At 61.0% G+C, this 25,946-nt stretch carries 23 protein-coding genes; 15 read left to right on the top strand and 8 right to left on the bottom strand.

The genetic code is table 11. The features are described 5' to 3' along the window. Together SFLMC1_RS09710 and SFLMC1_RS09715 are read left to right on the top strand one after the other, a co-directional pair. Positions 1-2,314, top strand: a 2,314-nt coding sequence (locus SFLMC1_RS09710) for an InlB B-repeat-containing protein (protein ID WP_154063934.1), incomplete at its 5' end; no start/stop codon positions are given. Positions 2,315-2,323: 9 nt separating this feature from the next. Further along, on the top strand, positions 2,324-3,226 hold the full coding sequence (locus SFLMC1_RS09715; RefSeq protein WP_226814216.1) for a DUF4430 domain-containing protein: 903 nt from the start codon (positions 2,324-2,326) through the stop codon (positions 3,224-3,226). A gap of 159 nt (positions 3,227-3,385) precedes the next feature. On the opposite strand, the gene SFLMC1_RS09720 is transcribed toward SFLMC1_RS09715, so the two are convergent. From SFLMC1_RS09720 to SFLMC1_RS09730, 3 genes are all read right to left on the bottom strand, one after another. Continuing rightward, the gene (locus tag SFLMC1_RS09720) at positions 3,386-3,793 is read right to left on the bottom strand and encodes a GtrA family protein (protein ID WP_152073652.1); all 408 of its coding nucleotides are present in this window, start codon (positions 3,791-3,793) and stop codon (positions 3,386-3,388) included. A 219-nt stretch (positions 3,794-4,012) separates the two neighbouring features. After that, positions 4,013-4,408: a GtrA family protein gene (locus SFLMC1_RS09725; RefSeq protein WP_117655839.1), complete on the bottom strand. Its 396-nt coding sequence runs from the start codon at positions 4,406-4,408 to the stop codon at positions 4,013-4,015. A 78-nt stretch (positions 4,409-4,486) separates the two neighbouring features. Beyond that, on the bottom strand, positions 4,487-6,403 hold the full coding sequence (locus SFLMC1_RS09730) for a fructose-1,6-bisphosphatase (RefSeq protein ID WP_152073653.1): 1,917 nt from the start codon (positions 6,401-6,403) through the stop codon (positions 4,487-4,489). A gap of 323 nt (positions 6,404-6,726) precedes the next feature. Between SFLMC1_RS09730 and SFLMC1_RS09735 the strand changes: the two genes are divergently transcribed. Beyond that, the gene (locus SFLMC1_RS09735; protein WP_152073654.1) at positions 6,727-7,617 is read left to right on the top strand and encodes a DegV family protein; all 891 of its coding nucleotides are present in this window, start codon (positions 6,727-6,729) and stop codon (positions 7,615-7,617) included. Positions 7,618-7,698: 81 nt separating this feature from the next. Here SFLMC1_RS09735 and SFLMC1_RS09740 read toward each other — a convergent pair whose 3' ends face one another. Next, entirely contained in the window at positions 7,699-8,790 is a 1,092-nt protein-coding gene (locus SFLMC1_RS09740; RefSeq protein ID WP_152073655.1) for a hypothetical protein, read from the bottom strand. Between the two features lie 191 nt (positions 8,791-8,981). Between SFLMC1_RS09740 and SFLMC1_RS09745 the strand changes: the two genes are divergently transcribed. Then, positions 8,982-9,152: a hypothetical protein gene (locus SFLMC1_RS09745; RefSeq protein WP_161162150.1), complete on the top strand. Its 171-nt coding sequence runs from the start codon at positions 8,982-8,984 to the stop codon at positions 9,150-9,152. Positions 9,153-9,176: 24 nt separating this feature from the next. Here the strand turns inward: SFLMC1_RS09745 and SFLMC1_RS09750 are convergent, their stop codons facing one another. Continuing rightward, complete coding sequence (locus SFLMC1_RS09750) at positions 9,177-10,280, bottom strand: RsmB/NOP family class I SAM-dependent RNA methyltransferase (RefSeq protein WP_152073656.1); 1,104 nt, start codon at positions 10,278-10,280, stop codon at positions 9,177-9,179. 152 nt (positions 10,281-10,432) lie between these two features. Further along, positions 10,433-12,583, bottom strand: coding sequence for a methionine--tRNA ligase (locus SFLMC1_RS09755; RefSeq protein ID WP_152073657.1), 2,151 nt, complete (start codon positions 12,581-12,583; stop codon positions 10,433-10,435). Positions 12,584-12,715: 132 nt separating this feature from the next. Between SFLMC1_RS09755 and SFLMC1_RS09760 the strand changes: the two genes are divergently transcribed. The 3 genes from SFLMC1_RS09760 to queA all read left to right on the top strand — a co-directional run bounded on the left by SFLMC1_RS09760 (position 12,716) and on the right by queA (position 15,256). Continuing rightward, positions 12,716-13,285 (top strand): DUF3267 domain-containing protein, encoded by a 570-nt coding sequence (locus SFLMC1_RS09760; RefSeq protein ID WP_152073658.1) that lies wholly within the window; start codon positions 12,716-12,718, stop codon positions 13,283-13,285. A 113-nt stretch (positions 13,286-13,398) separates the two neighbouring features. Continuing rightward, positions 13,399-13,974, top strand: a complete 576-nt coding sequence (locus tag SFLMC1_RS09765) for an epoxyqueuosine reductase QueH (RefSeq protein WP_152073659.1) — start codon at positions 13,399-13,401, stop codon at positions 13,972-13,974. 70 nt (positions 13,975-14,044) lie between these two features. Then, positions 14,045-15,256 (top strand): tRNA preQ1(34) S-adenosylmethionine ribosyltransferase-isomerase QueA, encoded by a 1,212-nt coding sequence (queA, locus tag SFLMC1_RS09770; protein WP_152073762.1) that lies wholly within the window; start codon positions 14,045-14,047, stop codon positions 15,254-15,256. Between the two features lie 374 nt (positions 15,257-15,630). Here the strand turns inward: queA and SFLMC1_RS09775 are convergent, their stop codons facing one another. Then, complete coding sequence (locus SFLMC1_RS09775) at positions 15,631-17,412, bottom strand: hypothetical protein (protein WP_154063935.1); 1,782 nt, start codon at positions 17,410-17,412, stop codon at positions 15,631-15,633. Between the two features lie 294 nt (positions 17,413-17,706). Here SFLMC1_RS09775 and SFLMC1_RS09780 point away from each other — a divergent pair, with 294 nt between their 5' ends. From SFLMC1_RS09780 to SFLMC1_RS09800, 5 genes are all read left to right on the top strand, one after another. Then, a complete protein-coding gene (locus SFLMC1_RS09780; RefSeq protein ID WP_152073661.1) occupies positions 17,707-18,507 on the top strand; it encodes an SDR family NAD(P)-dependent oxidoreductase in 801 nt (266 codons plus the stop codon). A gap of 393 nt (positions 18,508-18,900) precedes the next feature. Continuing rightward, on the top strand, positions 18,901-20,040 hold the full coding sequence (gene tgt, locus SFLMC1_RS09785; protein ID WP_152073662.1) for a tRNA guanosine(34) transglycosylase Tgt: 1,140 nt from the start codon (positions 18,901-18,903) through the stop codon (positions 20,038-20,040). 210 nt (positions 20,041-20,250) lie between these two features. Next, positions 20,251-21,009: a TIGR00730 family Rossman fold protein gene (locus tag SFLMC1_RS09790; protein ID WP_152073663.1), complete on the top strand. Its 759-nt coding sequence runs from the start codon at positions 20,251-20,253 to the stop codon at positions 21,007-21,009. Positions 21,010-21,137: 128 nt separating this feature from the next. Beyond that, entirely contained in the window at positions 21,138-21,437 is a 300-nt protein-coding gene (locus tag SFLMC1_RS09795; RefSeq protein ID WP_152073664.1) for a type II toxin-antitoxin system RelB/DinJ family antitoxin, read from the top strand. A gap of 2 nt (positions 21,438-21,439) precedes the next feature. After that, positions 21,440-21,748: a type II toxin-antitoxin system YafQ family toxin gene (locus tag SFLMC1_RS09800; protein WP_152073665.1), complete on the top strand. Its 309-nt coding sequence runs from the start codon at positions 21,440-21,442 to the stop codon at positions 21,746-21,748. Between the two features lie 93 nt (positions 21,749-21,841). Here the strand turns inward: SFLMC1_RS09800 and SFLMC1_RS09805 are convergent, their stop codons facing one another. Further along, positions 21,842-22,702 carry a DegV family protein gene (locus SFLMC1_RS09805; protein WP_152073666.1) on the bottom strand — a complete coding sequence of 287 codons (861 nt, stop codon included), beginning with the start codon at positions 22,700-22,702 and terminating at the stop codon, positions 21,842-21,844. A 190-nt stretch (positions 22,703-22,892) separates the two neighbouring features. Between SFLMC1_RS09805 and SFLMC1_RS09810 the strand changes: the two genes are divergently transcribed. The 3 genes from SFLMC1_RS09810 to SFLMC1_RS09820 all read left to right on the top strand — a co-directional run. Beyond that, entirely contained in the window at positions 22,893-23,522 is a 630-nt protein-coding gene (locus SFLMC1_RS09810; protein WP_226814217.1) for an HAD hydrolase-like protein, read from the top strand. A 54-nt stretch (positions 23,523-23,576) separates the two neighbouring features. Beyond that, the gene (locus SFLMC1_RS09815; RefSeq protein WP_152073668.1) at positions 23,577-25,013 is read left to right on the top strand and encodes a M20 family metallopeptidase; all 1,437 of its coding nucleotides are present in this window, start codon (positions 23,577-23,579) and stop codon (positions 25,011-25,013) included. Between the two features lie 471 nt (positions 25,014-25,484). Next, the coding region (locus tag SFLMC1_RS09820; protein ID WP_154063936.1) for an IS110 family transposase at positions 25,485-25,946 on the top strand (462 nt) is incomplete at its 3' end.

Here is a 25,946-nt window from a genome sequence, read left to right on the forward strand (position 1 = left end):
GTGCTACTCGAAGTACGGCGACCCCGCGCCCGAGCAGGTTTCCGTCACGATGGAGATTATTGGCAAAAAGGCAGAGATGGCTCAGCGTTGGACGAGCCCGTCGACCCAGGTGTTTACTAAGGGCACGTCGATTAAGGATGCCTCTGCTGCTTACTTCGATGCCCTTGGCATAAAGTCAAAAATGTACGACCAACTTGGCTATTGGGGCGTCCAAAGTCTTGTCTCCCCGCTTGATGGCACCGAGCTGTCCGGCGCTTGGTCGTTCTTTGTCAACGGCGTTCCTGGGTCTCAGCTCGATAGCGATTATGTGCTCAAGTCTGGCGACAAAATCGTCTGGGCTTTTGCTCCCGGCAATACTGTGCCCGGCGTCGACAGCGTTGTTGTTGACCCGGGTGCCGCACGTCCTAACTGGGATAGCGACTGGCCCGGCTTCACGAGCTCCGATAAGGTAACTGACGCTCCTGTGCCCACGAAGGACGCTGAGGCAAAATGGGTGAGCGAGCTCAAGGGCAAGTACGAATGGAGCAAGGGCATCTCCGACCCGTTGCTGGTCGGTGACTACCTCTACGTGGCCGTTGGTTCCAAGTTGCTCAAGAAGAATGTCGACACGGGTGAGACCGTTGCCGAATCGCCTTTGGCGGCAAAGATCGATTCGACCTCGCGTATGGTATACACCGGCGGCGTGATACTCGTGCCGCTTTCGAGCGGTCGCCTGCAGGCGCTGACGGTTGATACTCTGGCGACGGTTTGGGTAACCGATGAGTTGCCTGCTGGCCCCGATGGTGCTCAGCAGTCTCTCGCGTCCATTACGGTTCGTGACGGCTTTGCCTACTTTGGGACGGCATCGGCCAGCTGGTCCGACTCGAGCGACGGCTACCTGCTCTGCGTGCGCATCTCCGATGGCAAGGTTATGTGGCAGCATAAGAACGAGAACAGCAAGGGCTACTACTGGGCCGGCTTGGCGTTCTCGGGCAACTATGGTGTCATCGCGGACGATTCCGGTACGGTGAGCACGGTCGACCCCGAAACTGGAAAGACCGTTGCGTCGCTCAAGATTGCCGAGCGCGTACGCACGACGGTGCTAGTCGATGGATCGATCGCCTATGTCGTGAGCGCCGATGGCGTTTTGCATAAGCTTTCGGTTGGAACGGACGGAACGCTTTCCGAGCTTGGCAAGGTGACGTTTGGTGGCAGCTCGACCTCGACGCCGGTGCTGGCCAACGGCAAGATTGTGGTCGGAGGCACATCGACCGAATCCTTTATGGGCGGTTATCAGAACAAGTACACGTATCACTACGGTCAGCTTGCAGTGATTGATGCCGAGACGCTTTCCGTGGACTATTCCATTTGCAAGGCGGACGGTAACTATATTCGTCAGGGGGCTTCGGGCGGCGGTGATGTAAAGTCGCAGCCGGTCGTTTCTGTCCAGAATGGCGAGACGTACGTCTACTTTACGTCTAACAACAACCCGGGCGGCATCTATCGCTACCGTATTGGCGACGACGAGGCCGAGCTGCTTTATACGCCCACGGCGGGTGACCAGCAGTACTGCATGGCTTCTATTTCGGTCGGATCCGATGGCTCACTCTACTATGTCAATGACTCGGGCAAGTTGTTTGCTGTCAAGGGCAATGGCCAAAGAGTCAACCGCTATACCGTGACGTTCGTCGCCAACGGTAAGGATGCGGCGATGCCCGATTCTCAACGCGTGAAGGAAGGCAGGGCGGCGACGGAGCCCTCGACTAAGCCGCAGTGCAAGGGCTACACCTTCGGCGGTTGGTTCACCGATGCTGCCTGCACCAAGGCGTATGACTTTAGCTCGCCGGTGACGGCGGATATGACGCTGTATGCCAAGTGGGTCAAGAAAGCTGCCGACAACGGCAACAACGGCGGTTCTGGCACTAATGGTGGCAACGGTGGCGCTGGCAACGGTTCCGGTGCTGGCACTGGCACTGGTTCCAGCTCCGGCACGAAGGGCCAGCAGGCTGGCGGCGCTGTCGCCCCGGGTCATAAGCCGACGACCAAGACGACGGTGTCGACCAAGACCGAGACCAAGGACAACAAGTCCGACAAGAAGGACTCCGATAAGTCCGATAAGAAGGACGAGAAGAATTCTGACAAGAAGTCTGACAAGAAGGACAGCAAGTCCGACAAGAAGTCCGATACGGGTGCTGCTTCCACGACTGCTGCTAAGAAGTCCTCTAGTGCTTCCGAGCAGGAGACTGGCACCAACCCGCTTGCCATCGTCGGCGTTGCGGCTGGCGTGATCGGTCTTGCCGTCATCGGCGTGTTCGTATTCACCAAGCGTCGGTAGGTGAGGGCTGTGTCCAATAAACCTCAGGACGCCGAGTCCAAGCAACCCGACTCGTCGTTCATTCAGATCGACGATGCAAAGCAAAAGGGCGCCGCTTCGGCGGCGTCCGCCCCTCGGCGAAAGGCGCTGCTTGGCGTTCTGACTGCCGCGTGCACCATTCTGATCGTCGTCTCGCTGGGTTTCGTCCATCCTTCCACAAGCGGTGCTTGGTCCATCAACTGGATCATTCAGACCGTGACGGGGGAGAGCATCGTCGCCAAGGACACCAAGGCGTCTGACTCGACTACGACTTCGGGCGAGGCCAGTTCCGAGGACTCCAAGTCATCGAATGATGCAAAAGACGAGCCCAAGGGTTCGAACGATGCCAAGGATGATTCCGAGTCTTCGGACAAGAAGTCGGACAAGGACTCGAAGGAGAAGAACTCCGAAGGCAAGGACGGCAAGAAGTCTGGCGATAGATCCGCTGCCCAAAATACGGGAGCCGGTGATACTTCCAATGTGTCTGGCGGTGCTTCTTCGGGCGGTGGCCAGTCGTCTGATGGAGCCTCATCCTCTAATGGTGGAAACGCCTCCTCGGGCGGACAGGGCGGCTCGCAGGAGTCCAACTACGTTACGGTGACGGTTTCGGTCACATCGAGCGCCGTGGGCAATCCTGTGTCTTCTGGTGGCACCTTCACCTTTAACGAGGGCGCTACGGTCTACGATGCCCTGTGCGCCCTAGGCCTTTCCGTGAATGCGCACGGCTCATCGTACGGCACGTATGTCGCCGCCATTGGCGGTCTGGCCGAGAAGGAGCATGGCAGTACGAGCGGTTGGATGTACTCCGTTAACGGTGTGACGCCCATGACGGCGTGCAGTAACTACGTTCTCTCCAATGGCGACAACGTGGTCTGGTATTACGTTACGGGCTAGAGGCCTCGACATAACGCGCCAAACGGGCGGTTCGGACCAACATCCGAGCCGCCCGTTTTTAACGCGAATGGGACTAGGTCGCCAGGTCTCTTGGCAAACAAAAAACCGGTTGGAACGAGAATTCCAACCGGTTATACCTTTAAGCAACTGTCGAACAAACTACGACTGCGCGCCCTCGAGGAAAAAGCGACGGCTAAAGTAGTTGTACCAGGTGACCAGGAACGTGGCGATGGCCTTCATGGCCTGGTAGCCGATGCTCAAAAACGTGACACCCACAAACATGTACAGGTCGTTGAGACCCAGGCCAATCACCGACAGGATGGTGAAGATCGTAAACTCGCGCTTGCGGCTCATGCCCTCGCGGTGGTCGAACACGTACTTCATGCTGAGCCAGTAGTTGACCACGACGGACGTGACAAACGAGATCGTGGTGCTCATCAAAAAGTCGAGGTGGAACAGCTCGACGAGCGCAATGAGCATGCCCCAGTCGATGCCAAAGGAGATAAGTCCCACGACAGCGAACTTGAGAAACTGCTTGGTATGAGGTTGTGCCAGTGCCTTGCGCACGTAATCACATCCAATGCGTTGACAAATCGAGCAGAGGATACTTTAGAGCTTTTGCAAGGGAAACGTAAGGGCTTCGCCAAGAACTATACGAACTCGCCAAATTTGCAAGAGACAATCCGCAAACGTCGCAAATCCTTCCGTAAATGAGCAAGGCCCACGAACAACGCAGCACTCGACGCACGTCGTCCGTGGGCCCCGTAGTCGTGCGGGAAAGTCGAGCTACTTGGTCTCCTCGCCCTCCAGGAAGATCTTGCGGGTCACAAAGTTGTAGACCATAACAAGCGCGGTGGCGCAGATCTTGGCGATATTGGCCTCGAGTCCCAGGCCGGCGTTGAGCGCCAGCACGATACCGTCGTTGAGCGCCAGGCCGATCACGGACAGCACGACAAAGATAATGAACTCGCGGCGGCGGCTCATGCCTTCCTTGTGCGCAAACACGTATTTCATGCTCGCGACGTAGTTAAAGATGAGTGAGACGATAAAGCCACTGGTATTGGCGATCAGGATGTTAAGGCCCAGACCGTAGTGGAGCAGATTCATGATGCCAAAGTCGATGACCGTGGCGACGACGCCAACGACGCCAAACTTCATGATCTGCGCAAGGAGCTTTTGCATGGTACCTGCCTTAGGGTGGCGCCGCAGCGCCGTGGGGATGACAAACGCAGCAAGTTTAGCCAATCCCTGCAGCCGGGGCTAGGCGCGCTCCTCGATAGCACCGTTTCTATATGCATCGAGCAGTTGGCGCAGGTCCTGGATTTGGCTGCGAATCTTGGCGCCGGTATCGGTATCGCTGACCATGCGGCGGCGGTCGGCCTCGTCAAAGCGGTTGGTCTCGCTCTCGATGTCCACGTTGCGCGTGAGCGCCTCGGCAACCGTTGTAAAGGCCCGGTGCGACTTGAGGCGGCAGCCGCGCGAGCTCGAGATAAGCGTGTAGCCGGCGATGCCCGTCTTGGGATGGTAGGCGCGGCAGAAGCCGCCATCGATGACCAGCAGCTTGCCCTCGGCGCGGATGGGCTGCTCGCCCTTGGTGGTTTTAACGGGTGTGTGGCCGTTGATGATATGGCCGGTCGGCGAACATGCCATGGGGGTGACGCTGAACTCGCGCATGATGTCGTCGCAGACCGAGGGCGACTTGGTAAGCGTAAAGTACGGGTCCATCGGCTCGGCCCAGGTACTCTTATCGGCGATATAGGCGCGCTCAAAGGTACGCACCAGGCGTCCGCTGGCGGGTGAGTTAAAGCCGATCCACAGGTACCACATCCAGTCGAGGGCGTCGCGGTCGCCCACGCGCCAGGCGCGGCGGGCGATGCGGTCGCAAAAATCGAGATAATCGCGGCCGACGTGCCAGGTACCCAAGCAGTTCATGCTGCTAAAGGTACCGTCTTCGTTGAGCGGCACGCAGCCATGGAACAGCAGGTTGCCGTTGGTGACCTTGTACATCGAGCCGTGGGTGTAGAGGAAATCGATATGGCGATGCAGGTGATCGGCGGTAACAAACTCGGACACGAGCTTGTCGATGATGTGCTGCTCCTCGGGCGTGAGCGTGTAGGGGTCTGCCGGATCGACGGTGGGGAAGTCGTTGGTCGTGAGCGGCCACACGCTGCCGTCGGCGAGCGTGACCGTGCCGGTGTCGCGGTCGATCTTGTCGAGCAGCAGACGGTCGGCCATATCGAACTCGGGGTGGCGCTGGATAATCTGGCCCTCGAGCTTAAAGAGCAGGATGTTGATAGCCTTAATCAGCGGGCTGATGGACTCGCCGGCGGTATAGGTGGCATCGGCAAAGGCGACAAGCTCGCGCAGCGAGATACCATAGTCGTTCTCGAGAATCTCGTAGTTGTCGTAGCGCAGGTTGTTGCGCAGCACCGTAGCGATGCAGGCGGGCTCGCCGGCAGCGGCGCCCATCCACAGCAGATCATGGTTGCCCCACTGAATGTCGAGCGAATGATAGGTGAGCAGACGGTCCATAATCTTGGCAGCACCGCCGCCACGGTCGAAGATATCGCCCACCAGGTGCAGGTGGTCGACGGCCAGGCGCTTGATGAGCGAGGCAAGCGACTCGATAAAGTCGTCGGCGCTTGCGGTCTCTAGGATGGACTCTACGATGCGCTCGTGATAGCGCACACGATAGTTGTTCTCGTCCGGATGCGTGTGCAGCAGCTCGTCGATGATGTAGGCGTAATCGCGCGGGATGGCCTTACGCACCTTGGAGCGGGTATAGCGGCTCGAAAGCGAACGGGCAACCACAATGAGTTGGTCGAGCATGGTCTTGTACCAGGTGGGGGAGTCCTCGTGCTGGCTGCGGACAAGCTCGATCTTCTCGCGCGGGTAGTAGATGAGCGTGCACAGCTCGCCCTTTTCGTCAAAGGTGAGCGTGTCGCCAAAGATCTCGTCGACATGTTCGCGCACGACACCCGAGCAGTTGTTGAGGATGTGCATAAAGGCTTCGTACTCGCCGTGCACGTCGCTCATAAAATGCTCGGTGCCCTTTGGTAGGTTGAGGATGGCCGAGAGGTTGATTATTTCGGTAAATGCGGATTGTTCGGTGGGGAACTGTCTCGACAGCAGGCGCAGATACTTGAAGTCTTGCGGATTGCGATCGAATGCGACCATGAAACACCTTCCGATGGGGTTGGTAAAACTGATAAACAGCGTCAGACGTTTATCAGTATGCGCCGGCTTTGTTTCGATTGGGAATGGGCGGCCGAATTGTTAGCCGAATGGTTTGCTAAATCGATTTAGTTGAGGTTGATGTGTCGGTTAAGTGGAGACGAGGGGGGGGGGTGATTTTTCCTATGTTGGTCCATAGCGGGGATGCGGATGGTCATGATAAAGATATTCAATGCAAATGGTTCGAATTGGTAAATAGTGGACATTTGTATCGTATATAGGCTAGCTGTGCGATAATTTGTGTAGCAATACGTAAGGAGCCTCGTATGAGTGATTTTGTCCTGACCTGTGAATCCGCCGCCGACCGAACCCGTGAGTTCTTTGCGTCGCACAATATCCCTGCCGTGTGTTTTCATTACGAGATCGACGATGTTGTCTATACGGACGATCTGTATCAGTCGGTTACGCCGGACGATTTTTTTGCCCAGATTGCCGCGGGCGCCATGCCCAAGACGTCTCAGGTGAGCGTGGGTGAGTACGAGGAGTTTTGGGAGCCGTTCGTTGCCGAGGGTAAAGACGTGCTGCACCTGACGTTGTCATCGGGTATTTCGGGCACGTATGGATCGGCCTGCGTTGCGGCACAGATGCTCGCGGATCGCTATCCCCAGGGCGGCAAGGTGCACGTCATCGATTCGTTGGCGGCGTCTTCGGGCTTTGGCCTGCTGGCGGAATGTGCCGCCGACGTTCGCGATAGCGGCGCTTCGCTCGACGAGACGGCCGCTTGGATTGAGGAGCATAAACTCAACCTTCACCATTGGTTCTTCTCGACCGATCTGTCGAGCTACCTGCGCGGCGGTCGCATTTCGGCCGCGAGCGCGATCATCGGCACGGCGCTCAAGATTTGCCCGCTTATGACCGTCGATTGCGAGGGCAGGCTGTCGCCACGTGAGAAGATCCGCACTAAGAAGCGCGCGATTTCCGAGATGGCTAAGACCATGATGGCACACGTGCAGGACGGTGCGGATTATTCGGGTAAGTGCATCTTATCCCATTCGGCGTGCCGCGGGGATGCCGAGGCCGTTGCGGCACTGATCGAGGAACAGGTTCCGCAGCTCAAAGATAAGATTGAGATCAACAATATCGGTGCTCTGATCGGTTCGCACACCGGACCTGGTACGGTGGCGCTCTTCTTTATGGGCGACGAGCGCGTGGATTAATTTGCTCCATCACGTCGCTGCATGATTGCTCAAATGAAAACGGCCCGCCTCACGTTTGTGGGGCGGGCCTTGCTGCTGGGGCTAGCGTTTCTTGCCGCGGAGGAAGAAGCCGTGGAGCGATGGCTTGAGGCCGCGGTTGGCGCGGCGCTCCTCAACGCGCTCGTGGATTGATGCGACGCGCTCGATAACCTCATCGGGAATCGGCACGTCAGGATTCATGTTTTCGACCTGACTGACCTCGGCGGCGGCGACCTGGTCGATAATGGGCACATCGTCGTGCGAGATGACGGGCGTGGCGTCTTCCTTCATTTTGCGGTAGCGCTGCATCATGTCGGTCTGCAGCTGCTGGGCCGAAGGCGGTGTCCAGATGATGGCGTTGGCACCGGCGGCGATGGTCTCGCGGATGCTCTCGGGTGTTTTGCCGCCCGGTGCGATGAGCGGCAGGTTGGGATAGTGCTCGCGCAGTTCACGTAGAACCTGCGGCGTGTTCTTGCCGGCCGCGATGTTGAGGACCTTGGCTCCGGCGCGCACCTTGGCATGCGCATCATCGTCGCAACGTACGACTGTGGCGATGACGGGGATGTCGGTGATGTTGGTGATGTGCTCGACCATCTCGGCGGTGGCGGGGGAGTTGACCACGCAGCCCGCCGCGCCCTGCATCTCGGAGACAGCTGCCATCTGTACGGAGCGCTTGCCGGTGGTGGTCCCGCCGCCCACGCCGACAAAGACTGGGCACTCGGCAACGGTCAGCAGTGCCTGCGTAATGGCCGGCTGCGGCGTGAAGGGGTAAACGGCAAAGACGGCATCTGCGTTGGAGTTGCGGATGACCGCGACGTCGGTGGTGTAGATAAGCGACTTGATGCGACGACCGAAGAGCGTAAAGCCGCTGGCCTCCTCGATCTCGTCGGGCATGCGGAGGGCCGCCTTGCGCAGGCGTCCATCGATGGGTAGCGGCTCCATGGGGAGCAGTCCGTTGGGGGTCACGGCTACCTGGGGCTCGGTGAACTCGTCTGCGAGCTCGACCTCGGAAAAATCGACCGAGGCGACGATGTCCTCGTGAACCTCGGCGGGAACATCGATAGGGGCTTGGTCGCTAGTCGCGGCGGGCGTGTCGAAGGAGCTGGTACCGACGAAGGCGTCGACGCGCTCGTTTAGGTCGTTGAGGGTATCCATGGGGGCTCGATTCTTTGCGATGGTGGCCGGAGGGGTGTCGGCAGCGTTGTGCTGACTAAATCGTTTGACGAGTTGATTTTTCCCCGCCGCGCCATCCGTTAGACCGAAGGGCCGGCGAACGTGAAGGAGCTGTGGTGGCGGGTATTGAGGTGCTATCTTGAATGTCCCGTTTAAAAGAGAGGTGACGCGGTATGGAATTCACAGCAATGTTGGGCTCGATTGGCCTGTGTGTGGGCGCAATCGTTGCCGCCGCGGTCATCTACTTGGTGGTCACGGCCATTAAGGGCAAAAGAGCCGAGCGCAAGGAACGCGAGGCACTTAAGCAGCACCGTGACCAGCAGGACAAGTGCGTACGGCGATAGCTTGTTGAGTTTTGAATCCGTGCGCTAGCTGCGTTTTCGGATCAGGGCGATATAGAAGCCCTCAACGTCGCGACTGGGCGGAATGGTCAGCGTACCGGGCATGCCGTTGGCGACGGACGAGACATGGCCGGCGGCGATGGCCTCGGTGAGGGCGTTGCTCTCGACGCGCGGCTCTTCGCCAGCTTCCTGAGCACGGCGCGTTTCGCTTTCGCTCGGCGTGCCATCGAGGGGGATAAGCTCGCAGTCCATGTGCTTGTCGAGGGCCTCTTGCAGGGCGTCCTCGTTTTCCTGCGGCAAGATCGAACACGTCGAATAGACGAGCGTGCCGCCCGGTTTGAGGGCTCCCATGGCGCGGTCTAGAAGCGCGCGCTGCGAGCGGGCGCACTTGCCGAGCAACTGCTCGGTGAGGCCGCGCAGACTCTTCTCGTTGCCGCTGATGACGGTGCCCGTGCCGGTGCAGGGAGCGTCGAGCAGGATACGGTCAAAGCGGAAGAACTCGTCGAGCTCGCGTGCGTCGATGCGCATGACGGGCACGTTTTTTGCGCCTTGGCGGTGGAGGTTGGCTTCGAGCTTTTCGGCGCGGGGAATGCTCATCTCGCAGGCCGTGAGGTGTGCCTGGCCCTGGGTGAGGGCGGCGATCTGCGTCGTCTTGCCACCGGGGGCCGCGCACATGTCCAGGATGTCCTCGCCTGCCTGGGCGCCCAGGACCAACGGCGGCATCATGGATGACAGGCTCTGCAGATAGATCTTGCCGTCGTGGTAGATGTCGAGGTCCCACAGGTCGGAAACCTGGGCCTCGGGCAGGATGAAGGCGTCCGGATACCAGGTAACGGTTTGGTGCGCGATGCCGGCCTCGTCGAGTGCGGCGGCGATGTCCTCGGCGGTCGCCTTGAGCGTGTTGGCGCGCAGCGTGACCGGGCGCATGGCTGCGGCGCCAAAGCCTTCGATCATGAGCTCGGCATCGGTAGGGGCATAGGCGCCGGCGACCGTGTCGACCATAAAGCGCGGCAGGTCGGCGGCGGAGTGTTGGGCGGCAAGCTGGTCGGAAAGCTCGGTAGCAGCAAACTGCCTGAGCTTGAGCTCGGCCTTGACCTGCTTTTTCTGCTTACGACGACGCGGCTTGGACATCCGTCTTTCCTTCCACCTAAATGATTATTCTGGGACGGGGATTAAAAAATCAATCCATGACCCCCCGTCACAAAAAGACTGTACTGTGGCGCCCGGGAATGATTTTTTAATCCCCGTCCCAGAATAATCATTCCCGGGCGCGTTGCGATTGCCTAGTACTGGCTCTCGTGCTTGCTAAAGAAGTCGAAGCGCGGGGGCAGCGGCTTCACGCGGTGCTCGCCGGGCTTCTCGCCTAGGCTCTCCATAAACTCGTCCGTGGAGGCAAAGATGTTATCCCAGCTAAAGAAGGCGACCGGATCGACATCGAAGTACTCGCAGATGAGCTCGCAGCCGGCCGGGACGATACCGTGCATGAGCACGGTTGCCATGCGCAGCTCGGTAAAGGCGTCGACGAGGGCCTGCGTCATGGCAGTGTTGGCTGGCTCGCCCTCGAGCTTGTTGGCGGCCTTGGAGGCATCACTCCAGCGCTTGTTGGCGGCACGCAGGTAGTCGTCGCACACGGCGAGCGCGCGGTGCGTCTCGAACTTGTACATGGCCTGCTCAAAGGCGAGAGCTGCCTGCTCGGCGGCTTCGACCACGGTGGCGGAGGCGGCGCCGGCGGGGATGCAGCCGTTGCGGTAGGGGCTCTCGTCGCCCTCCTTGATGGCGACGCCGTAGAAGCAGCTGCGGGCCAGGCGGTTGAAGACGCCGGTCAAAAGGGCGCTCTCCTTAAGGGCCGGATCGATGACGCGCTTGTCGTCGCAGGCACGCACCTCGTTGCCGTCCTTGTCCTTGCCGGTCACGCGCGTGTCGTATGCCTTGGGACTAAAGCTAACCGGCTTCTCGGACAGGCCGAGCGACAGCCAATGCGCACGCATCTGCTCGCAGGTGTAGTGGTTGAGCAGGTCGTCTGCCGGCGGGGGAGGCGTTTGCGAGGACGAGCTGGCCTTTTTGCCCATGTAAAGCAGGTGATAGCAGGCGCTGACAGTGCTCTGCGTAAGGTCCCAACCCAGGGCCTCCCACATGGCGGTCTGCGCGATGCAGTAGAAGTAGATGTTGTCCTGGCCGATGAACTGGTAGATCTGTGCGTCGTCCGAGCACCACCAGTCGCGCCAGTCGAGCGAGCTGTGCTGGTAGGTGGGTGCGGGGACCTGCGTGGAATCGGCGGCGGGCTCGCCCATGAGGGTGGCATCCTGGGCGGCGACACCCTCGGTCACGCCGGCGGCCTTGGCATCGCGTGCGAGTACGGTGCGGGTGTAGCTGATGGGCGCCCACAGGCTCTCGGGCCAGCACCAGCAGGTGACGTTGTTCACGCCGTCGACCTGGGGCACCGGAACGCCCCAGTCGATGTTGCCAGTGATACGGAAGGGCACGAGCGCCTTGCCGCTGCGGAAGCGCACGCCGCCGTTGGCGAGCACCGTGTGGGCGTCGTCGCGTTCCTTCCAGCTGGGGAAGGCGACGGTAAAGCTGTTCTTGTTGCCCTCGGGCTCCAGCACGGTGTGCTCGGGAAGCTGATCCTCGACGGCATCGAAGGCCTCACGGAACTTGTTCTGGATGTAGAGCTGAGCCGGCAGCAGCCACTCCTCCATGGTCTTGGAAACCACGGAGCGAACCTGCGGGTTCTGGGCGAGCCTGGCGGTATAGGTCTTCATAAAGTCGAGGTAGGCCGGCAGGTCAAAGTAGAGATTGTCGACCGGGCGCAGCTCGGGCACCTCGCCGGTGAGCTGGCTCTTGGGTGCGATAAGCTCCTCGGGCTCAAACTGGTGACCCAGGTCGCACTCGTCGGCGTACGCCTTCTCGGACTTGCAACCTTGGATGGGGCAGCGGCCGATGACCTGGCGGCCGTTGAGGAACGTGCCGGCCTTGGCGTCGTAGAACTGCAGCGTGGAGCGCTTGGAGATGGTGCCCTGCTCGTGTAAGCGCTCGATAATCTCGGCGGTAACCTCGTTGTGAATCTGGGCCGCCGGCTCAAGGCCCGAGCCGCCGTAGATGTCGCAGCTGATGTTGAAGTTGTTGAGGGTCGCGGCCTGGCGGGAGTGATTGGACTCGACATATTCGCCGATGGACTTGTCGTAGCCTTCGTTCTCCTTGAGCTTGCGGTAGCTCTCCATGATGGGCGAGCCGTAGCAGTCGGTGCCCGAGGTGAAGATGACATTCTCGCGGCCCAGACGGTCGCGCAGGAAGCGGGCGAAGAAGTCGGCCGGGACAAAGACGCCACCAACGTGGCCAAAATGAAGGCCCTTGTTGCCGTAGGGCTCGCCGGCGGTAACGATGGCGCGGCGCGGCCAGCTGGGACGGTCGTTCATGGAGTATTTGGATGCCATGGGACTCCTTCGCATATGGTGAGGGCGCGGCCGGGCGCGGGGCTCGGCGGCGCGGTGGTCAATTCGTGCATATCGTTCGACATTATCGCACATGCGGGCGGGCACGTGGCAGGGGCGCTATCCTAAGGTGCTATGAATGAGATTTACAACATACATGCGTTTGAAGATGAGGATTTCCTGCACGCTTGCTTCGTGTGGGGGATGGTCGTAGTCGGTGTGTTTGCCGTGTGCCTGGTGCCGGTGTTTATGCTGCTGGGCGGGCACGTTGACCTGGATGCTGCCGATGCGGGCGGCTGGACGGCGGTCGTGGGCTGGATAGTCGGCTTGGCGGCCGTTTCTGCTGCGTCGTTTGGTGTCCATGAGCTGGTGCATGGCGTGTTCTTTAAGCTGCTGGCGCCTGCGGGCGCGCGGGTGACCTTTGGGGCGAATCGCGAGACGGCGATGATCTATGCCTGCGCCGAGGGCGTTGTGTATTCGCGCCGGCGGTACGTGGCGGTTTGCCTGGCGCCGACGGTTGTTGTGACGACAGCATTTGCCTTGGGCTTTGCGTTTTCGGGCTATCCGCTGCTGTGTTACCTGGCGGCAGGCTTGCATCTTTCGGGGTGCGTGGGCGACTGGTACTACGTGCGGACCATCCTGCGCGACCGCCGTATCGTTGCCTGCGAGGACACGTCCTTTGGCGTGCGCTTTTTCGCAAGGTAGTCTATTTGGGATGATTTTTCTGGGACGGGGATTAAATAATCATTAGGTACGCAATGATTATTTAATCATTTAATCCCCGTCCCAGAAAAATCATTGCGGGGGAGGAGATGTCCATGAGGTCGTTGCTGCTGCATGCGTGCTGTGCACCATGCTCGCTTGAGCCGGTTCGCCTGCTGCGCGAGGAGGGGTTTGAGCCCACGATTTGCTGGACCAACCCCAATATTCAGCCGCGCGATGAATGGCAGCGCCGCCTGGACGAGCTGCGCCGGTGGTGTACCGACGGCGGCATCGGGCTCATTGAGGCAGGCGAGGACCGCGAGCGCTGGGAGGCCGGTGTGGCCCCGTTGGGCGCCGATCGACCCCGTCGCTGTCGTGCGTGCTATGCCCTGCGTCTGGCCGAGGCATGCCGCGTGGCCCAGGAGCACGGGTTTGAATATGTGGGCACGACGCTCGCCGTCTCGCCGTATCAGTTGTTCGAAATCTGCAATGATGTGTTGGAGCGTCTGGCTGCCGCCCGCGGTCTCACTCCGGTGATTCGCGATTTTCGCCCGTATTATCCCGAGGCCACGCGTCGTTCGCGCGAGCTGGGCATGTATCGGCAGAATTACTGCGGCTGCCGATTCTCGGCCGTCGAGGCGGCCATGGACCGCGCCCGCATCCGCGACGAGCGCAAAGCGTCCAAAAAGTAGTTCTTTTGAGCTGGCAGCCTGCTAGGATGTAGAGCGGACTTTACCTATATAAGGAGAATCTGACGTGTCTATGCGTACCGATGATTTTGATTACAACCTGCCCGAAGAGCTCATCGCCCAAGCGCCCGTCGAGCCGCGCGACTCCTGTCGTCTGCTGGTGGTTGACCGCAAGGGTTCCGAGGCGGGGGCACCGCTGGAGCACGGCGGCACCGTCGAGCACCGCATCTTCCGCGACGTCATCGACTACATCGAGCCGGGCGACGTGCTCGTCATCAACCAGACGCGCGTGATGCCGGCCCGCCTGATCGGCCGCAAGGCAGGCTCGGGCGGCGTGGTCGAGACGCTGCTGCTCAAGCGCCGCGAGGACGTGGATCCGCTGGGCCACGTTTGGGAGTGTCTGGTCAAGCCGGGGAAGCGTTTGAAGCCCGGCGTTCAGATCGAGTATCGTGCCGGTGGCGCCCATGCGCCCGAGGGGGCTCCCGTGGTGCTGACGGCCGAGATCGTCGACTTTGTCACCGACAGTCGCGGCGGCCGTCTGGTGCGCTTTGAGCCGGCCGGTTGCAATGCCACTGGCGAGCCGCGCACGCTTGATGAGGCTATTCATGCCGCCGGCCATGTGCCACTACCGCCCTACATTACCGACTACGAGGGCGACCCCGAGAAGTACCAGACCGTGTACGCCATGAAGGAGGAGCATTCGGCCGCTGCTCCCACGGCGGGCCTGCACTTCACACCCGAGCTCATGGCGGCTATCGAGGCCAAGGGTGCGAAGTTTGCCGCTGTCGAACTCGAGGTCGGCATCGATACCTTCCGGCTGGTGGAGGAGGACGACCCCACGCAGCACGTCATGCACACCGAGTGCTACCACGTGTCGCAGGAGGTTGTCGACGCCGTGCATAAGGCGAAGGCCGAAGGGCATCGCGTGATCGCCGTCGGCACCACCGCAGTGCGCTCGCTCGAGAGCGCGTTTGACGCGGACGCGCCGGTGTCCGATCCGGCCGTGACGGCGCGCTATTTTGAGGGCCGTGAGGACGGCGCCGACACGCTCGGCCGCGGTGACATCGTGGTGCGCGAGAACGCGACGACGCAGCTCTACCTCATGCCCGGCTCGACCTATCACGTGGTCGACGCGCTGATTACGAACTTCCACGTGCCGCGCTCCACGCTCATGATGCTCGTGAGCGCGCTTGCCACCCGCGATCAGATCATGGATGCCTACGCCGCCGCCATCGAGGAGCGCTACCGCTTCTTCAGCTTTGGCGACGCAATGCTTATTTTGTAGTTACGCGGTTCTACGAACCGCGTAACGGCTCGACGCTGCAAACCCGCCAGAGCGGCAATCTGACGTTCAATCGTCGGGCATGACCAGAAGGTCAATGCCCTCCTCTTTCACGTCACCTTGCTCGCTCTGGCGGGTTTTCGCTGTCGTTGCCAAAACACCGGCGTTGCCGTGGTTGTCGGGTAGTCGTTGGGGACGTTCCTTTTGTGTCGGCACTTGGGGACAGTCCTTATGTCAAGAGATTGGTGCAAGAGGGATAGGTTGCCTTGCGTCGATCTAAATAGGTTGCGGTGAGATAGTTCTTGAATTGACCTTCTTGAGGGCTAAACAGGAACTATCTCACCGCAACTGCGTTGGGGCGTTTTTTGCCAACTGGTTTACTTGCTCATGAACAGCCAGATTGCGATGATCGCAAGGATTGCGGCAATGATACAGGCGATGGCCCCGGTGAATTTGACGCGTGAGTCGCGGGTTCGCTTGCGCACGTCGTCTTCGGTGGCCTCGAGTTGGGCAACTTCGCGCTCGGTCTCGGTATGCTCGGCCTTGTCGCGTGCCAAGGATCCGGCGAGTGATTCGGTGATCTCGGGATGGTCGTGCACCTCGGTCGCCTGCTCGATAATCGACTGAGCATGCGCGGCATCTGCCCGGGCGTTTGCGATGGCCTGCTCTTGCTCGCGGCGTGCCTTGTCCTGTGTGGCGATCTTTTCGCGCAGCTCGCGCTGGCGCGTCGCGGCGGCAGCTTTTGCGGACTGCAGCTCGTCGCGCGCGGCATCTGCCTCAGCCGTTACGGCCTGGTGCGCGTGTTTAGCGTCGGCGATGGGGGCCTGTGCCTGCTCGACGGCCTGCTCGGCGGCGGCAAGTGAATGCTCAAGATCGGCGGTGATGCGCGGGGCATCTTCTTCGGCTTTACGCAGGGCATCTGCCGTGTCGGAAATCTGCATCGAGAGCTCGCTGGTGCGCACCGTATAGTTGGCGGGATTTGCCGAAGGGTTGCGCTGCAGCTCGGCATACTCATGACGCAGCGTCTCGAGCTGGGCGCGCGTGGCGTCGACGGTTTGTCGTGCGGCGGCGACACCGGCATCGCGCTCAGCCTTCACTTTGTCGCGGATGCGCTTGGAATCCTCAAGGCGACGAACGAGGCGGTTGCCGGTCTCGCGCGAGCTCGCCTCGCGGGCTTCCGCGGCGTCGAGTGCAGCCTTCAGGCGGAGCTCGGTCGCATCGTCCTCTGCCTTCATTTGCTCGAGCTGGCCCTTGAGCTCCGTCGCTTTGGCGGCATGGTCATCACGGTTAATATCAGCTGCCGCAGCGGTCTTTTGTGCCGTGGCAATCGCCTGGTGTTGATCGGCGATGATCTGATCGTAGCGGCCTGCGATGTCCCGACGCGTCTCGAGCTCCTCTGCCTGGTCGGCGATGCGCTGCTCAAGCTCGGACAGGTGGGCGCGGGCATCGGCGAGTGCCTTCTTGGCGGCGTTCATCTCGCGCATGGCCGACGCGCCCTGGGCGATAAAAGTGCCCACGGCGTTAGCGGTGTTTGAGACGGCGCTTCCCAGGTCGCGGCTCGTGGCGGGGGCATGTGAGGTGGGCGGGGGCGCGGTCTCGGCGGCATGCGTATCGGCAACCTGCGGCGCGACGATATTGCCGGTGCCGCCTTCGATCACGGAAAAGCCCGCTGCGTGCGGGTCGACCGCGTCGGCGCCGATCGTGGGGTGCTCGAGCTGCAGGAACGAGGGCATGGTGCTGCCCTGGTCGGCAACCGGGGTCTCGCCGGGCACAAACGTCGAGGCAGCCTCGGCGGCTTCCTCCTCTTCGGCGTCGACATCGGTATCGGCGACAGCGTCCTTCATCGCTTTGACGGCATCCATCATGGAGTCCATGACGGCGTCGAGCTCTTCTTCCGAAGACACCTCGATGGGGCCCGCTGCTTGCGGAGCGTTCTCAGCCTTGGGCTCAGTATCGCTCGGGTCCGGCTGCTCAAGCTGATCTTCCTTGTCTTGCTCTGCGGCGACATTTGCGTCTGCGGCCTCGTCTGCGGCGGCAGGAGCCTCCTCGACAGCGGCATCAATGCCGCCATCGCTGCTGGTAGAAGTATCGCAGTCGTTAATGGTGTCTGCGGAATCGTCAATATGCTGTTGAGTCTGGGGGTCCAGCTCGTCTGTCATAGGCATGTGCTCCTCATTGTTGTTTGTCACCCTATGATAGAGTCTCGCGCCGACATCCCGCGCGCCGCAGCAAAGTTTCAAAACGTGTTCGATGTCTCGCGTCGATAGCAACAACTCGGCCGCTTTATCCAGGTTGTAGTTGACGATCCCTTCGCCGAACGACGTGGCGCCGTTCGCCTACCGCGGTCTTTTATTTTCGCTTGAACACGCTAAAGTTGCATCTCAGCTTTTGGCGCGTTTATTTGGATGCGCGAAGTCGGCGGGTACGTCCGTCGCGATTTGAAAGGACTTCGTATGGGACTTTTCACTGGTAAGACTGTGATCATCACCGGCGGCGGCAAGGCCGCGCTTAAGGACGGCTCTGCTGGCTCCATCGGCTACGGTATCGATATCGCTTTTGCCAAGGAGGGCGCGAACCTCGTTATCACCGGTCGTAACGTTGCTAAGCTCGAGGCTGCCAAGGAGTCTCTCGAGGCCGAGTGCGGCGTCAAGGTCCTGCCTGTTCAAGCTGATGTCTCGGCTGGTCAGGATAACGAGGCCGTCGTCCAGAACGTCATCGACAAGGCCATCGAGGAGTTCGGCCGCATCGACGCCGTCGTCAACAACGCCCAGGCCAGCGCCTCGGGTGTGACCATCGCCGACCACACTATGGATCAGTTTAATCTGGCCATTTACTCCGGTCTGTATGCCACCTATCTGTACATGCAGAAGGCCTATCCGCACCTGAAGGAGACCAAGGGTTCCGTGGTCAACTTTGCTTCGGGTGCCGGCCTGTTTGGCAACTACGGCCAGTGCAGCTACGCCGCTGCCAAGGAGGGCATCCGCGGCCTGACCCGCGTCGCCGCCAACGAGTGGGGCCCCGACGGCATCAACATCAACATCGTGTGCCCGCTTGCCTGGACCGCTGCGCTCGAGAACTTCCAGGATGCTTACCCCGAGGCGTTCAAGGCCAACGTCCACATGCCGCCGGCGGGCCACTACGGCGACGTCGAGAAGGAGATCGGCCGCGTGGTCGTTCAGCTTTGCGGCCCCGACTTTAAGTATATGAACGGCGAGACCGTCACCCTCGAAGGCGGCATGGGCCAGCGTCCGTAGGGGTTACGCGGTTTTACCAAACCGCGCAACCAGTTGACGCTGCAAACCCGCCAGAGCGGCAATCTGCCTTTCAACTTCGGTGGCATGATCAGAAGATCAATGCCACCTTGTTTCAAGGCACCTTGCTCGCTCTGGCGGGTTTTCGCTGTCGGTGCCAGAACATCGGCATTTGCGTTGCTGACGAAAAGTAGTCGTTGGGGACGTTCTTAAATGATTAGTCGAAAGGGACACTCCTTTGCAAGATGACGCTGAAGACTGTCCCCGACGGCTAGTCGTTTAAGAACGTCCCCAACGGCTAGTCGTTTAATGCACCAGTTTCTGTCGAGTCGGTGCGGGTTGTTGGTTGCCCGTATAATGGTCTGTGTATGAACCGCAACCAAGGAGTTCCAGTTTATGGACCAGAACCTCTTTACATTCGACCTGATCGCCGAGGACCCGACGACGCATGCGCGCGCCGGCGTGCTGCACACCCCGCACGGTGACATCGAGACACCGATCTTTATGCCCGTGGGCACCAAGGCAAACGTCAAGGGCATCCCCACCGAGACCGTTAAGCAGCTCGGTGCGCAGATCGTGCTCGCCAACACCTACCACCTGTCTATGCGTCCCGGTGAAGACACCATCGCCGAGCTGGGCGGACTGCACAAGTTTATGAACTGGCACGGCCCCATCCTCACCGACTCGGGCGGTTTCCAGGTCTTCAGCCACAACGACGCCGTCAAGCTCACTGACGAGGGCGTGCACTTTATCGTCAACGACTACGACGGCCGCCACGTGTTCTGGACGCCTGAGGACAACATGGAAATCGCCATGAAGCTCGGCTCCGACATCTGCATGCAGCTCGACCAATGCCCCGGCTATCCTGCCACGCGTGCCTATGTCGAGCGCGCCGTGGAGCTGTCGAGTATGTGGGCCGAGCGCTGCTATAAGGCGCACACCCGCGATGACCAGGCGCTCTTTGGTATCGTCCAGGGCGGTATGCATATGGATCTGCGCCTGCGATCGCTGCGCCACCTGGAGGAGTGCGGCGACTTCCCCGGCTACGGCATCGGTGGCTACTCGGTGGGCGAGGACCACGAGACCATGTTCGAGACGCTGGCGCCGCTGGTTTCCGAGTACATGCCTAAGCACAAGCCGCGCTACCTCATGGGCGTCGGCAACCCTACCACGCTCGTGCGCGGCGTTGGCGTGGGCATCGACATGTTCGACTGCGTGCTGCCGACGCGCACCGGCCGCATGGGTACGGCGTTCTCCAGTGAAGGCCGCCTTAACTTCCGTAACGCGCGCTTTGCGCACGACGACGGCCCCATCGACCCCACCTGCACCTGCCCGGTGTGCACGGGCGGCTACAGCCGCGCGCTCATCCGCCATATGGTCACGCAGAAGGAGATGCTCGGCGGTATTCTGCTGTCGATGCACAACATCTACTACCTGCTCAACCTTATGCAGCGTGCTCGCCAGGCCATTATCGAGGGCCGCTACGGCGCGTTTGTGAGCGACTGGATGAACTGTTCTGCGGCGGTGGACTACTAGGAGCGGCGCGGGCGCTTGTAGAGCGCGGGCAACGGCAAGGGGCGAGCGTCGGCCGGTCATCACGTCCGCTAACACCGTCTGCGCGGCTGCTGACCGATGCCTTGCAAGCGCTTGATGTATCGTGGGTACCATATCGAATAGTTGATGTTCGGGCGGGTGTTTGACGCATGGCGTCGGCCCCGCCCGTTTCTATTTTCGATAGGAGTACCCATGATTAAGAACGAGAATGTCGAGGGCGAGCCTGCCTACGACGAGACGTACCGCCGCGGTCCCGTGGTCATGCGCGGCCCCATGATTCCTAAGGACAACACCTATGCCAACCTGCTGGCGCCCGAGGATTCAACCGACTGGTTGCATGCCGATCCGTGGCGCGTCCTTCGTATTCAGGCAGAATTCGTCGATGGTTTTGGCGCGCTGGCCGAGCTCGGACCCGCAGTGACCATCTTCGGCAGCGCTCGCACGCCCAAGACGGATCCGGTCTACAAGGCGGCGCGCACCGTCGGCCGTAAGATTGCCCAGCGCGGCGTGGCGGTTATCACCGGTGGCGGCCCCGGCATCATGGAGGCGGCCAACAAGGGAGCGGCAAGCGTCAACGGCAAGTCAGTTGGTTTGGGCATTGAGCTGCCGCACGAGCACGGGCTCAACAAATATGTGAACCTCGGTATGGACTTCCGCTACTTCTTTGTGCGCAAGACCATGTTCGTCAAATACAGCTCGGGCGCTATTGTGTTTCCCGGCGGGTTTGGCACGCTCGACGAGATGTTCGAGGTGCTCACGCTGGTACAGACGCACAAGGTTAAGCGCATGCCACTCGTTTTGGTGGGAACCGAGTACTGGCAGGGCCTGTTCGACTGGCTCAACGGTCCGGTGATGGACGCCGGTATGATCAGCCCGCTCGATCCCGAGCTCGTGCACATCACCGACGACCTCAACGAAGCCGTTGACATTGCCCTGAGCGGGCTGATGTAGAGCGAGCGTGTCTGCCGTTGCGGCAATGTGGGTTACAGTACTGTGAACGGCAGTCTGATGCTATCTAACATCAGGCTGCCATCTAAATGGGGTATACTGATGCAAAAGACGAGGCGAGGAGGTCACGTATGTCTACTGCAACGGTTAAGCCTACGACGGTTCGCATCGAAGAGGGACTCAAGGAGCAGGCGACTGAGTTCTTGGATTCGGTTGGCCTGAGTCTCAATTCGTATCTCAACCTTGCTGTTCGGCAGCTTGTGAATCAGCGAAAGATTCCGTTTGAGATTGTGGGTCGACCTGAAGTTCCCAACGAGGTGACGAGGCGCGCCATGGTGATCTCCGAGGCTCATGAACTGGGGATTTTGCCAGACGACAGCTCGTCGTTCGACAACGTGGACGATCTGATGTCGTTCCTCGATGAGGACTAACGATGCTTGAGATTAAAGTCGAGGACCAGTTTAAGGCGGATTACAAACGGACGATGCGCGTCCATCCGCAGCTAAAAACCGAGTTTAAGGCGGCCGTCGCAGAGCTTGCAGCTCACGGCTCGCTTCCCGCGGAATATGGTGCGCACGAGCTCTCAAACCCGGGTGGCAATTACAACGGCCACATCGATTTCCATCTATCCGATGGCTTGGTCGATGTGGTCGTTCTGTACTTGCCGCATAAGACTAATCCGGTGATCCGGCTGGTGAGAATGGGCTCGCACGAGGATCTGTTCCAAGGTCCGCAGGGCTGATCGCCGATTTCTAAGTTGCGGTGGAATAGGGATTGATTGGCGGCTGATAAGCCAAAAACAGTCCCTATTTCACCGCAAGTGGTAAAGGTGCCCCTAGTGGATGGGCTGGTAGCGGGGGCAGTAGCTGATGGCGATGGCGTCGACGCCTACGTGGGTCGCGATGGTGCAGCCGATGGGGCCGGTGCCGGCATCGGCGTAGTTCTGGCCCGCGAGCGCCTGGTTGACGAGCTCTTGTTCCTCGGCGGCGCCGGTCGTGAGCACGCGCACGCTCGAACCCGGGTGTTCAGCCAAAAATGCGAGGCAGTCGGCCATGGTGTTGGCGACGATGCGCTTGGCGCCGCGGCCCTTCTTGATGGCCTTGATCTCGCCCGACTGCCACTCCGGCGAAACGGCCAGGCGAATGTTCAGCATCTGCGTGAGCTGGCCAGCAAGCTTGGGTGCGCGGCCGTTCTTGACCAGGTTCTCGAGCGTGCGCGGAATCAGCAGCAGATGGGCGTCGGGCAGCGTCGCGCGGATCTGAGCCTCGGTCTCGTCCAGGCTGCGGCCGTCCTCGCGCATGGCGAGCGCGTACTCCACCAGCAGGCCCTCGGCGCCCGAGCCGGTGCGCGAATCGATGCAGCGCACGTCGAGCTCGTGGGTCTCGGCCACCAGGCATGCGTTGGAATAGCAGGCAGACCACTCGCTGCACAGCGAGATAAAGATGGCACTGTCGTGGCCGTCGGCGCGCACGCGATCGAAGAGCTCCTTGAACTCGCCAGCGCTCGGCTGCGAGGTGTGCGGTAGCTGCTCGGAGCTTGCCATGCGGGCGACGTACTCCTCGGCGGTGATCTGCACCTGGTCGAGCAGGTCCTCGCCTTCGATAATCACATGCAGCGGAATCACGTAAATACCGAGCTCTTGGGCACGGGTGGGGGAGATGTCCGACGTGGAGTCGGTTATGATGGCAAAAGACATAATTGCACCTTTCGATGGGGCGCCACGGCGCCGCCGATTGAGAGCAAAGTGCGTCAAGTATAGTGGAGTTGTTCCACATTGCCAGCATTAATTGTTGAATAGTCAACAGTTTGAAGTGTCGGTGTGGAAATCGTCAACTGGGGAAGAGAGGGTGCCGGTGGAGGCGCTGGAGATATGTAGGCGGCCGATTGTGCTGTTTGATTTTGACGGCACGGTGGCCGATACGGGCCGGGCGGTGATGGCCTCGACGCGCAAGACGCTTGCCTCGCGCGGGTTTTCGGAAGCGCAGATGGGTGACCTGCGCCGCATGATCGGGCCGCCCCTGTGGAAGAGCTTTCACGACTTTTACGGCTTTACGCGCGAGGAATCGCTTGTGGTGGCCGATGAATACCGCGTCTTTTTTGATGAGCTGGGACCGGAAGAGTACCCCGTGTTTGACGGAATCCCCGAGTTACTCGACGGCCTTGCCGCGCAGGGGCACCGCATGGCGATCGCGACGTCGCGCATGGAGGCGAAGTGCATCGACATGGTGCGTGAGCTGGGGCTTTGCCAGTTCGAAGCCGTGGTTGGCATGAATCCGCCGCAGGGGCGCGAGACTAAGGCCGATTCGGTCCGCGATGCCCTGGCGGCGCTCGGTGCAACGGCCGACGATGCCGTGATGATCGGCGATCGCTTTAACGATGTGGAGGGCGCGCACGCAATGGGCGTGCCGTGTATCGGCATCTATTCGGGCGCGGCGGCGCCGGGGGAGCACGAGGCCGCGGGCGCCGATGCGGTGGTGCACTCGGTGGCCGAGCTTGCTAAACTTTTCGCTGTATAAGTATGCGATGTGAGGGGCGGGCACACTCGCCGCTCATTGGCAAGGAGGTAGTCTATGAATCAGGTGGAGCAGAGTGTCGCTGAGTATGTCGACGAGGTCTGGGAGGATGTCGTCGCCGATATCGAGCAGCTGGTGAGTTATCCGTCCGTGGCAGTTTCTGCCGATGCGGAGCCCGGCGCGCCGTTTGGCCGCCCGGTCCGTGACGCGCTCGATTGCGCGCTCGGCATCGCGCAGAAGCTCGGTTACCAGACGAGCGATGACGAGGGCTATGTGGGCATTGCCGATATCTCTGGCCGCGGCGACAAGCAGCTCGCGACCATCTGCCACGTGGACGTGGTGCCCGCCGGGCCCGGTTGGAACACCGACCCGTTTGCGATGGAGCGTCGCGAGGGCTGGCTGCTCGGCCGCGGCGTGATCGACGACAAGGGCCCGGCGGTGCTTTCGCTCTACGCCGGCGCCTATCTGCTCAAGCGCGGCATTACTCCGCGCTATACCTTCCGCGCGCTGTTGGGCTGCGATGAGGAGGTAGGCATGTCCGACGTTCACCATTATCTGGAGAACTACGCGAACCCCGACTTTCTATTTACACCCGATGCCGAGTTCCCGGTTTGCAACGCCGAGAAGGGTCAGTTTGAGGCGACGTTCGTGAGCTCTAGGATCGATGGCGGGCGCTTCGTGTCGTGGAGCGGCGCCGAGGCGACCAACGCTATCCCATCGCAGTCCATTTGCGAGCTTGCGATTGCCGTCGATGAACTGCCGGCGCCGATCGAGAACGCCGACCGCCTGGAGATCACGGCGCTCGGCAACGGCCATGCTCAGATTTTCGCGCACGGTATCGGTGGCCATGCTTCGATGCCCGAGGGGACGATCAATGCCGTCGGCCTGATCGTGACGTACCTGCGCGAGGCCGAGGACGCGTTTGGCGCCCGTGGCGAGTGCCTGCTGACGCCTGCCGAGCACGAGTTCGTCAAGTTCTTGGCCTTTGTGCACGCGGACGCCTATGGTCGCGGCCTGGGAATCGATGCGACGAGCGCGGCGTTTGGCCCGCTCACGTGCAACCCCGGCGTCATCCGCGTGGTGGATGGCCACATTGAGCAGGTCATCGACGTACGTTTCCCCGATAGCACGAGCGTCGATACCATGTGCGAGCAGCTCGAGCCGCTCGTGGGCCGCTTTGGTGTGACGTATCGCGTGGGTCGCGCCAAGGTGCCGTTCTCAGTTTCGGCCGACGACCCGGCCGTGAAGGCGCTGATTGACACCTATAACGAGTTTACGGGTAAGCATGCCGAGCCCTTCGCCATGGGCGGTGGCACGTACGCACGCAACTTTGCCCGCGCCGTGTCGTTTGGCCCCGAGGAGACCGGCCTTGAGCTGCCCACGTGGGGCGGCCAGATGCACGGCCCCAACGAGTGTGCCAACGAGGACCAGCTTAAGCAGGCGCTCAAGATCTACATCGTGGCAATCCTTCGTCTAAACGAACTCGAGCTTTAAGGTTACGCGGTTTTACCAAACCGCGTAACAGCTCGACGCTGCAAGCCCGCCAGGGCGGCAATCTGCCTTTCAACTTCGGTGGCATGATCAGAAGATCAATGCCACCTTGTTTCAAGGCACCTTGCTCGCCCTGGCGGGCTTTCGCTGTCGTTGCCAAAACATCGGCGTTGCTAGGGTGGTCATTGGGGACGTTCTTAAATGACTAGTCAAACAAGAACGTCCATTACAGTCGAAATTGTCAGCCCGGGACCGTCTCGGGCTACGATTGAGGCGCGCCCAGAACGGGCCGCCGACCGGGCGCCCGCGCACGGCCGAACGTCCCTGCCCCCGAGAGGGCCCGTTGGGTGCTGCCGGCGCGGGACGCGCCGCCCCCGACGGCTGATAGGAAAGTGCCGGGCAGGTGCCGCGGCTGGTAATGTGAGTGCCGAGGGGGAGGCCATCCGGTCGAACGACTACCGGAAGGATACCACCGTGAAAGCGCCATCCACCAGACCCGCGGCCGTGCTCGGCCTGGACGTCGGCAAGTCATCGCACTGGGCCTGCCTGGTCGACCGCGACGGGGAGGTGCTGGCCAGCGCCCCCGTCCGCAACAGGGAGGCCGAGCTCGACGCGCTGTTCGCCTCCGCGCCCGCCGGCACGCTCGTCGTCGTCGACCAGTTCCGCAACATAGGGTCCCTCGCCGTGAGGCGGGCCCGCGCCGCGGGGCTCGGGGTCGCCCACCTGCCCGGGCTCGCCGCCAGCCGCGCCGCGGGCCTGTTCGCCGGCGAGGCCAAGACCGACGAGCGCGACGCCGCGGTGATCGCGCGGACCGCCCTGGGCGTGCCGGACTCCCTGTCGGGGGTCCCGGGCCGCGGCGAGGCCCTCGAGGCCGCCCGCGCCCTCTCGTCGCAGCGCGACCACGTCGTCGCCTGCGCGACCAGGGACAAGAACCGC

The sequence above is a fragment of the Collinsella aerofaciens genome (assembly GCF_901212495.1).
GTDB lineage: Bacteria > Actinomycetota > Coriobacteriia > Coriobacteriales > Coriobacteriaceae > Collinsella > Collinsella aerofaciens_H.